This window comes from Thermus antranikianii DSM 12462 (assembly GCF_000423905.1).
In the GTDB taxonomy this organism is placed as follows: domain Bacteria; phylum Deinococcota; class Deinococci; order Deinococcales; family Thermaceae; genus Thermus; species Thermus antranikianii.
Genome location: NZ_KE384104.1, coordinates 1 through 9,060, shown reverse-complemented (window position 1 = coordinate 9,060; position 9,060 = coordinate 1). Strand labels below are relative to the sequence as shown.

Annotated in this window: 8 protein-coding genes; all 8 read left to right on the top strand. The window is 62.1% G+C overall.

Translation table 11 applies throughout. The features are described from left to right. Window positions 1-189: glycosyltransferase (locus tag G584_RS0111270; RefSeq protein WP_028494676.1), on the top strand; the 189-nt coding region annotated here is incomplete at its 5' end. A 461-nt stretch (window positions 190-650) separates the two neighbouring features. After that, window positions 651-1,310 carry a glycosyltransferase family 4 protein gene (locus tag G584_RS13230; RefSeq protein WP_245563406.1) on the top strand — a complete coding sequence of 220 codons (660 nt, stop codon included), beginning with the start codon at window positions 651-653 and terminating at the stop codon, window positions 1,308-1,310. Next, entirely contained in the window at window positions 1,307-1,936 is a 630-nt protein-coding gene (locus tag G584_RS0111260) for a sugar transferase (RefSeq protein ID WP_038051209.1), read from the top strand. The genes G584_RS13230 and G584_RS0111260 overlap by 4 nt, the downstream gene beginning before the upstream one ends. Then, window positions 1,933-2,565, top strand: a complete 633-nt coding sequence (locus G584_RS0111255) for an acetyltransferase (RefSeq protein ID WP_015716223.1) — start codon at window positions 1,933-1,935, stop codon at window positions 2,563-2,565. Before G584_RS0111260 ends, G584_RS0111255 begins: the two co-directional genes overlap by 4 nt. Next, window positions 2,562-3,689 (top strand): DegT/DnrJ/EryC1/StrS family aminotransferase, encoded by a 1,128-nt coding sequence (locus G584_RS0111250; RefSeq protein ID WP_028494673.1) that lies wholly within the window; start codon window positions 2,562-2,564, stop codon window positions 3,687-3,689. The genes G584_RS0111255 and G584_RS0111250 overlap by 4 nt, the downstream gene beginning before the upstream one ends. 57 nt (window positions 3,690-3,746) lie before the next feature. Next, window positions 3,747-5,591: a polysaccharide biosynthesis protein gene (locus G584_RS0111245; protein ID WP_028494672.1), complete on the top strand. Its 1,845-nt coding sequence runs from the start codon at window positions 3,747-3,749 to the stop codon at window positions 5,589-5,591. A gap of 11 nt (window positions 5,592-5,602) precedes the next feature. Further along, window positions 5,603-8,620: a Wzz/FepE/Etk N-terminal domain-containing protein gene (locus G584_RS13115; RefSeq protein ID WP_038051205.1), complete on the top strand. Its 3,018-nt coding sequence runs from the start codon at window positions 5,603-5,605 to the stop codon at window positions 8,618-8,620. A 124-nt stretch (window positions 8,621-8,744) separates the two neighbouring features. Next, a partial coding sequence (locus G584_RS0111235; protein ID WP_028493059.1) for a helix-turn-helix domain-containing protein occupies window positions 8,745-9,060 on the top strand: 316 nt, incomplete at its 3' end.

The window sequence follows — 9,060 nt, the reverse complement described above, 5'->3', positions numbered from 1 at the left end:
GTGCCTTCTAAAGATGCGGGCGCTTTGGCAAGCGCGATGCTTAAAATAATGACTTTGCCCAAGGATGAGAGGATTGCCATGGGGCTAAGGGGGCGGGAGTGGGTTGAGGAGCGGTTTTCTTTGAAGGCAGTTTTGGATCAGTGGGAGAGCATCTATACTGAACTGATGGCGAAAAAGGTCAAGCCATGAGGCATGCTAATGTTCATATAGTTGTTCCCTACGCTGCAGCCGTACCCCTTTTCCGTAAACCGCTCCTTAAACTTTTATCGGAAAAGGGCTTTTATTTTAGGGTGTTAGCGCCTGACTGGACACCTGAACTCAAGCAGGGGCTTAAAAGCATTGGGGAAATTGGGGAATACCCCATGAACCGCACGGGGATCAGTCCCATCCAGGATCTGGGGACAATCCTCACTCTACTTCGGACCTTTGTGTTTCACCGGCCGGATGTAGTCCTCACCTTCCAGCCCAAGCCTAACGTGTACGGCATCATAGCGGCGGCAATGGCAGGCGTACCCCGCCGGTTTGCGGTGGTGGAGGGGCTAGGTTTTGCTTTTACTCCCGGTGAGGAAAGCTTAAAGAAGCGGGTAGTGAGGGCAGTTTTAAAGGTGCTTTACCGGCTGAGCTTTTCCTTAGCGCATAAGGTTTTCTTCTTGAACCCCGATGATCTCAATGAGTTTGTATCCCAAGGTCTGGTACGCAAGGAGAAGGCCGTGCTTCTGGGGGGGATTGGGGTGCCCCTCGAGGAGTGGCCCCCCGCCCCCCCTCACCTCGAGCCCGTTACCTTTACCCTCATCGCCAGGCTGCTCCGGGAAAAAGGGGTGCGGGAGTTTGCTGAGGCTGCCCGCAGGATAAAGGGTAACTACCCGGAGGTGCGCTTTCTCCTTATCGGTCCTTTGGACACCAATCCTGGGGCCATCAGGGAAAGCGAGGTTCGCTCCTGGGTGGAGGAGGGTCTTTTGGAGTGGGTGCCCTGGACCGAGGACGTTCGGCCCTATCTTCGGCAGACGAGCGTGTATGTCTTGCCTTCTTATCGGGAGGGGGTTCCCCGCAGCACCCAGGAGGCCATGGCCATGGCCCGCCCCGTCATCACCACGGATGCGCCTGGCTGCCGGGAAACGGTGGTGCCCGGGGTTAACGGTTTCCTGGTTCCCCCGCGGGATGCCCAGGTCTTGGCCGAGGCCATGGAGCGCTTTATACACGAGCCGGACTTGATCGTGCGGATGGGCCAGGAAAGCCGAAGGCTTGCGGAGGAGCGATTTGACGCCCGGAAGGTGAACGAGCGCTTTTTAAAGGAACTGGGAATAGAATGAGGTTCGTGGTTCTATTACGTTCCCCTCTTCTCAAGCGGATCCTGGACGTGGTGGGAGCTTCCTTTGCCCTCCTTGCTTTTGGACCTCTGATGCTCTACGTTGCCCTTCGCATCTGGCGCGAGATGGGAAGCCCGGTCCTTTTTCGGCAGGTGCGCCCTGGGCTTCAGGGCAAGCCCTTCGTCATGTACAAGTTCCGCACCATGACCGAGGAGCGGGATGCGGAGGGAAGGCTTTTGCCCGACGAGAAGCGGCTCACCCCATTGGGAAAGTTTTTGCGCCAGTACAGCCTGGACGAGCTTCCCGAGTTCATCAACGTCCTCAAGGGGGAGATGAGCCTGGTGGGCCCCAGGCCCCTTCTTATGGAGTACCTGGAGCGGTATACCCCGGAGCAGGCCCGGCGGCACGAGGTGAAGCCGGGGATCACGGGGTGGGCGCAGGTCAATGGGCGCAATGCCCTAAGCTGGGAGGAGAAGTTTAAGTTGGATGTGTGGTATGTGGACAACTGGAACCTGCTCCTGGATCTGAAGATTCTGCTGATGACCATCGTGAAGGTATTGCGCCGGGAGGGTATCAGTGCCCAGGGGCACGCCACCATGCCGGAGTTTAAGGGTAGCAAGGGAGTATGAGGCTAGTGGTGGTCGGGGCGGGGGGGCATGGCAAGGTGGCCGTGGCCACGGCCTTGGAGGCAGGTATGGAAGTGGTGGCGGTGTTGGACGATGCCCCGACCAAGTGGGGTTCTAGTCTTTTGGGAGCCCCTGTCTTGGGGCCGGTATCTGCCTTTGAAAGGTTTTTGCAGAAAGACGTGAGGTTTGTCCTGGCGATAGGGGAAAACCGGGTGCGGCAGAAACTGGCTTCGCTTATGGCGGGTGTGGACTGGGCCACCCTTGTGCATCCCAGAGCCTATGTGCATGCGACCGCATCTTTAGGGGAAGGAACGGTGGTCTTTGCGGGGGCTATAGTGCAGCCCATGGTGCAGGTGGGTCGGCATGTCATTGTCAATACAAGCGCCGTGGTAGAGCATGACTGCCGAATAGGGGACTGGGTGCACCTGGCTTCTGGGACGCGGTTAGCCGGAAGTGTCGAGGTAGGTGAGGGTGCATTCGTAGGAGCGGGAGCGGTGGTTATACCCGGAAAGCGCCTGGGCAGGTGGAGTATAGTGGGGGCTGGCGCCGTGGTGGTTCGGGATATCCCGGACTTCAGCCTGGCCTACGGAGTTCCCGCTGAGGTAAGGCGCAAGATCCAGGGGGAGCCGTGAAGCGCATATACCTTTCCCCTCCTCATCTTTCCGGGCTTGAAAGAGCCTTCCTGCAAGACGCCTTAGATTCCGGTTGGATCGCCCCTCTCGGACCCCAGGTGGAGGCCTTTGAGCGGGAGTTTGCGGAGGTGGTGGGGGCCAGGCATGCCCTGGCCCTGAGTTCGGGTACGGCGGCCATCCATCTGGCCCTAATCCTGGCCGGGGTGGGGCCAGGGGACGAGGTGGTGGTCTCCACCCTTACCTTTGCGGCCAGTGCCTTTCCCGTCTTGTATTTGGGTGCCCGCCCTGTGTTCATAGATAGCGAAAGAACCTCTTGGAACATGGACCCCGCCCTCCTGGCAGACTTCCTTAAGAAGAGGGCCAAAAGGGGAAGACTTCCCAAGGCGGTGGTGCTGGTCCACCTTTACGGCCAAAGCGCAGACATAGAGCCAATCCAGGCCCTCTGCAAGGAGTACGGCATAGCCCTTATTGAAGATGCGGCAGAGGCCTTGGGAAGTACTTACAAGGGCAAAAGCCCCGGTACCTTTGGCAATGCAGGTATCTTTTCCTTCAACGGCAACAAAATCATTACCACCTCCGGTGGGGGGATGCTGGTTTCCGATGATGGACAGCTTATCGCCCATGCCCGGAAACTGGCCACCCAGGCTCGGGAACCCGTCCCCTGGTATGAGCATATTGAGGTGGGGTACAACTACCGCATGAGCAACCTCCTGGCTGCGGTGGGCCGGGCGCAGTTGCGCACTTTAGAGGAAAGGGTGGGGGCCCGGCGGCGTATCTTCCAAAGGTACGTGGAGGGCCTTTCGGATTTGCCAGGCGTCCGATTCCAACCCGAGGCCCCTTGGGGCCGGCACACCCGTTGGCTTACCGTGATGCTTGTGGATAGGGAGGCCTTTGGACGTTCGCCGGAGGCGATCCGACAGGCCCTTGAAAAGGAGGGTATAGAAACCCGACCTGTGTGGAAACCCCTGCATCTGCAGCCCGTTTTCCAGGGGGCGGAAAGGGTGGGGGGTGAGGTGGCGGAGGACCTGTTCCGTAAGGGGCTTTGTTTGCCTTCAGGTTCATCCCTAACCCCTGAGGACCAGGACCGGATCATAGAAGCCATCCGAAACCTTGCGGCCGGTTAGGTTAGGGTTACGTTAACCCTGCGTTCACACCCTCCCGGGTTAAGATGGCTCTAGCGTATGCGGGGAGCTATCAAGTTCCTTTTGGACCTGGCTCTTTGGACCCTGGCGGCGCCTTTGGCCATGGCCTTGCGCCTCGAGGGGCTTCCTTCCCCGTACTGGGAAGCCACCTGGGTTTACACCCTTTTGGGAATTCCCGTAAAGGCCTTGTTCATCGCCCTTTTCGGCCTTCACCGGCAGGCTTGGAGCCGGGTGGGGGTGCGGGATCTGGTGCGGCTGGGCACGGCGGTGGGCTTAGGCGGGGCTGTCCTTTTGGCCTTTGCCGTGGTCCTAAGGGCCTACCTTCCCATGCCCCGGAGCGTTCCTCTTATTGCCATGGTGTTGGCCTTCTTGCTCCTGGGGGGGGTGCGCCTGGGGGTACGCCTCTACTGGGAGGGGAAAAGGGGCAAGGGGGTTCAGGGCACCCGGGTCCTGGTGGTGGGGGCGGGGGAGGCAGGGAGCATGGTGGTGCGGGAGATGCTCCGCCACCCCGAGGCAGGCCTTTATCCTGTAGGTTTCTTGGACGACGACCCCAACAAGAGGGGACAGACCATTGCGGGTGTCCGAGTATTGGGTGGCCTGGATGATCTGCCCAGGGTGGCCCGGGCCTTGGAAGTGGAGGAGGTTCTGGTGGCTATTCCCTCTGCCCCGGGGTCCGTGGTGCGCAAGGTGGTGGACCTGGCTCGCGCCGTGGGGGTTCGCTACCGGATTCTTCCTGGAATCTACGAGATTCTCTCGGGCCGGGTGGGGATCTCCCAGATCCGGGAGGTGCGTTTGGAAGACCTCCTGCGTCGCGAGCCCGTGCGCCTCAACCTGGAGGAGATTGCCGGCTACCTGGAGGGGCGGGTGGTGCTGGTCACGGGGGCAGGGGGGTCCATTGGGAGCGAGCTGGTAAGGCAGGTGGCCCGCTTTCACCCCGAACAGGTAGTGCTCTTGGGCCGTGGCGAAAATAGCCTATTCCTGATAGAAAAGGAGCTCGAGGCCAGCTACCCCGAGCTTAAGTACAAGGTGGCGGTGGCCGATGTGCGGGACCGGGACCGATTGCGCCGTGTTTTTCAGCTCTATAGGCCCCAGGTGGTGTTCCACGCTGCTGCCCACAAGCATGTACCTTTGATGGAGACCAACCCCGATGAGGCCATCTTCAACAACGTGCGGGGGACGCAGAATGTGGTGGAGCTATGCCTGGAGTTCGGGGTGGAACGCCTGGTGAATATCTCCACCGACAAGGCGGTGAACCCCACCAGCGTGATGGGGGCCAGCAAGCGGGTGGCGGAGCAGGTGGTGGCCTGGGGGGCCTCGCGGGCGGCTTTGGGGCAGGTTTTCGTGTCTGTACGCTTCGGAAATGTCTTGGGAAGCCGGGGAAGCGTGGTGCCGGTTTTCCTGGAGCAGATCAAGAGGGGTGGTCCGGTAACCGTGACCCACCCGGAGATGCGCCGGTACTTCATGACCATTCCGGAGGCTGCCCAGCTGGTGTTGCAGGCGGGGGGAATGGGGGAAAACGGCGATGTGTACATTCTCGACATGGGGGAGCCAGTGAGGATCCTGGATCTGGCCAAAGACCTCATCCGTCTGGCGGGCCTCGAGCCCTACCGCGATATCGATATCATCTTCACTGGGGTGCGCCCTGGGGAAAAGCTTTTTGAAGAGCTCCTTACCGCCGAGGAGGGTGCGGAAGCAAGCTGCCACGAAAAGATCTGGGTGGCCAAGAAAAGCCCTCTTCCCTCAGAATTCCCGCACCTATTGGAGGAGCTCTATCGTGTGGCGCGCCTAGGCGATGATTTGGTCTTGCGCCAGGTGCTTAAGCGCTTGATTCCCACGTATCAGCCCGAGGGCGTCCCGGCGACAGATGGATCGGATAGGGTATAGTGAACGGCGTTATGGTGGAGACCCCCGGTGAGGAGCTTTCCCTGCGGGATATTGTGGAAACCTTAAAAAGGCAGAGGGTCTGGGTGTTCTCCCTACCCTTGGTTTTCGGAGCCCTGGCCCTTATCTACGGTTTCTTCATCGCCGAGCCCCGGTACGCCTCCACGGCCACGGTGAACGTGGCCCCAGTGCAGGTGCAGGCCCAGCTGGAGGGGCGGATCCAGGTGCAGGGGCAGAGCCTGCTCAGCTTCCAGGCCCTTAGGGCCATTGCCTATTCCGAGGAGGTCACCCGCGAGGTATGGGAAACCTTACGCCGGGAGGGAAAGCTTCCCACCGCCTGGCAGGACCAGGGGGGTACGCCGGGCCTGGAGCGGATGGTGAAGGATTTCAAGATCAAGGATGAAACCCCGCGCCAGCAGGTGGTGCCCCAGGGGCAGGTACCCCCGGTGGTGGCCTCGCTTACCGTGCAGGCTCCGACCCCGGAGGTGGCGGCCAGGGCGGCGAACCTCTGGGCGGAGGCGGTGGTCAAGAGGGTGAACGCCATTCCCACCGCCCGGCTCCGGGCAAGTCTGGGGGCTCTGGAAGAACAGATTGCCCCTGCGGAAAAGGTTTACCGGGAGGCCCAGGCCCGCTGGGAAGCTTTCCAGCGCACCACCACCCTGCCCCAGGACAAGGCGGAGCTGGATGCCAAGACGGGGGAGAGGGTGAGCCTGGACCAGGAGCTTTCCGGCCTGGAGCGGGACCTGGCGGCGGTACAGGGGCGGATCAGGGCCCTCGAGGCCGAGGCTAGGCGGCAGGCGGCCTTGGTGCCCATCGGCACCAGCCCGGAGCAGCTGGCTATCATCGGAAGGCGGCTTAAGGAGGCCCAGGAAAACCTGAAGCGAGAAACGGAAAGGGCCCGGCAAAGCTACCTCCAGGCATCCCAGACTCTGGAGCGCTTCAAGGCCCAGGAGCGCATCCCCGTGTGGCAGGCGGAGCTGGGGGCTTACACGGAGGGCTACGCCTCGGCCCAGGCCAGGCTTCTCGCCATTCTGAAGGATTTGGCGGTAAACGAAACCCGCCTTAGGGAGGCCCGCCAGCGTTTTGAGGAGTACAAGGCCCAGCTCCCTAGCCTTTCCATAGAGAACCTGGTGGCGGGGATGGCGGTGAGGGAGGCGGAGGCTTTGGTGGCGGAGCGCCTGAAGGAGGCGGACGCCCGGGTGAAGGCGGCGGAGGCTGCGTGGCAGGCGTACCAGCGGGAGAGCCAGCTCAATGTGCTGAAGCAGCAGCTTGGGGGTTTTGCCGACCGGGTGGCGAGCATCCGGCAGCGTTTAAACGGGATTATCACGGAGCGGGCCCGGGTTCAGGAGGCCTTGGGTGTAGCCCGGCAACGCTTTGAGGAGTTCAAGGGTGAGCTTCCCAGCCTTTCCATAGAGAACCTGGTGGCGGGGCTTACGGTGAGGGAGGCGGAGGCTTTGGTGGCGGAGCGTTTAAAGGAGGCGGACGCCCGGGTGAAGGCGGCGGAGGCCGCGTGGCAGGCGTACCAGCGAGAGAGCCAGCTCAACGTGTTGAAGCAACAGCTTGGGGGTTTTGCCGACCGGGTGGCGAGCATCCGGCAGCGCCTGGAGAAGATCCCCACGGAGCGGGCGGTGCTGCAAAGGCGCCTTGCGGAGGCCGAGGCGGAGCTGGCCAAGGAGCCCAAGCTGCTCGCCTTGGAAAGGGAAGTGGTGGCGGACCCCGTGGTAGCCGCCGCTATTGCCCGGGGAGGGGACCTGCAGGCCCTGGTGGGGCTGAAGCTCAAGAATCAGGAGCTAAACCCCACCCACCAGAAGCTCCTCTTCACGGCGCTGGACCTGCGGGCGGATTTGGCGGCCCTGGACCGGGAGGAGCAGGCTTTGCGGGATGAGGAGGCGCGGCTTCAGCCGCAGGTGGCGTCGTTGCAGGAGCGGATAGCGGAGGAGGAGGCGAAGCGGGCGAGGCTTCTTCTGGAGCTGGACACGGCGCGGGATATTTATGGGGCGGTGTACCGGTATGCGGAGAACCTGAAGCGGCTTGCGGCCAAGCCGGAGATGAAGCTCAGGGAGGTGAGCCCGGACGTTCTAAAGTTCCGGGATCAGATAATCGATTTGGAGATCCAGGAGGCTGCCCTCAAGGCGGAGGAGCGGGCTTTGCGGGATGAGGAGGCGCGGCTTCAGCCGCAGGTGGCGTCGTTGCAGGAGCGGATTGCGGAGGAGGAGGCCAAGCGGTCGCGGCTTTCCTTGGAGCTGGATGTAGCGCGGGACATTTACGGTGCGGTGTATCGGTATGCGGAGAACCTGAAGCGGCTGGCGGCCAAGCCGGAGATGAAGCTCAGGGAGGTGAGCCCGGACGTCCTAAAGTTCCGGGATGAGATCGTGGGCCTGGAGGCGGAAAAAGCTGCCCTCGAGGCGGAGCGGAAGGCCCTCGAGGGCAACCTCCAGGAGTACGACCGCCGTATCCGCACCCTTAAGGCGCAGATCGCCGGCCAGGAACGCGAAAGGGAGGCGATCCTTCTGGAATACAACACCAAAAAGGCCGCCTACGAGGCTTTCCGTTCCCGCTACGACCAGATCGCCAGCCTTACGTCCGGGGACCTATCCTTTGATAATCCCAATCCCGAGTACCAGCGCTTGCGGGGCACTCTCATAGACGCCCAGGCGGAGGAAGCACGCCTCCTGGCCCGCAGGGCGGCCCTCGAGGCCCGCATCGCCCAGGTGGAGGCCCGCATCAACCTGCTGAAGGAGCGGGTGGCCAAGGCCCAGGTGGAGCAGGACCGGATCAACCAGGCCCTGGAGCTGGCCAAGAACGCCTACCTGGCTCTATCCCAGAAGAGGACAGATTTGCAGATCGAGCTGGCCAGCTCCGAAAGCAGCCTGGCCCAGGTGATCGCTCCCGCCTACCCCGTTTACGAGAAGGTAGCTCCCAAGCGGGCCCTGATCCTGGCCTTGGCGGTCTTCCTGGGGCTGGTGCTGGGGGTGATGGCGGCCTTCGTGGCCGAGGCCCTAAGGCCGCCCCGGGCGGAGGCAGCGGGGTAGAGGTTCCCCGCAAGGGGTGTAGGGTGAGAAGCCGGGTCGGTAGCAAGGGCCGGATAACGCTTCCCCAAAGGGTGAGGGAGGTTTTATAAGAAATCCCCCTAGTCCTCTCCCGTAGAATGGGGCCATGGACCTCGCCAAACACCAACGCCGCCCCCGGCTGCAACTCAAGCTGCAGCATCACCCGGATAACCTTCACGCCCTGTACCGGGAAAGCCAAGACCCCATAGAACGCTCCCGCTGGCACGCCCTCTGGCTCCTCGCCACCGGCCACCCCATCCCAAAAGTCGCCCAAACCCTGGGCTACTCCACCCGCTGGGTCCGGGACACCCTCCACCGCTACAACCAAGGCAAGCCCATGGCCGACCTCCGCCACCAAAACCCAGGCCAGCCCCCCTTGCTCCCCCCAGAACTCCAGGAGGCCTTCCGCCAGGCCCTCCTGC

Bases quoted from the DNA above. Each gene is read 5' to 3' on its own strand.
- G584_RS13115 (WP_038051205.1), top strand. From the start codon at position 5,603: ATGGTGGAGACCCCCGGTGAGGAGCTTTCCCTGCGGGATATTGTGGAA.
- G584_RS0111255 (WP_015716223.1), top strand. From the start codon at position 1,933: ATGAGGCTAGTGGTGGTCGGGGCGGGGGGGCATGGCAAGGTGGCCGTG.
- G584_RS0111245 (WP_028494672.1), top strand. From the start codon at position 3,747: ATGCGGGGAGCTATCAAGTTCCTTTTGGACCTGGCTCTTTGGACCCTG.
- G584_RS0111260 (WP_038051209.1), top strand. From the start codon at position 1,307: ATGAGGTTCGTGGTTCTATTACGTTCCCCTCTTCTCAAGCGGATCCTG.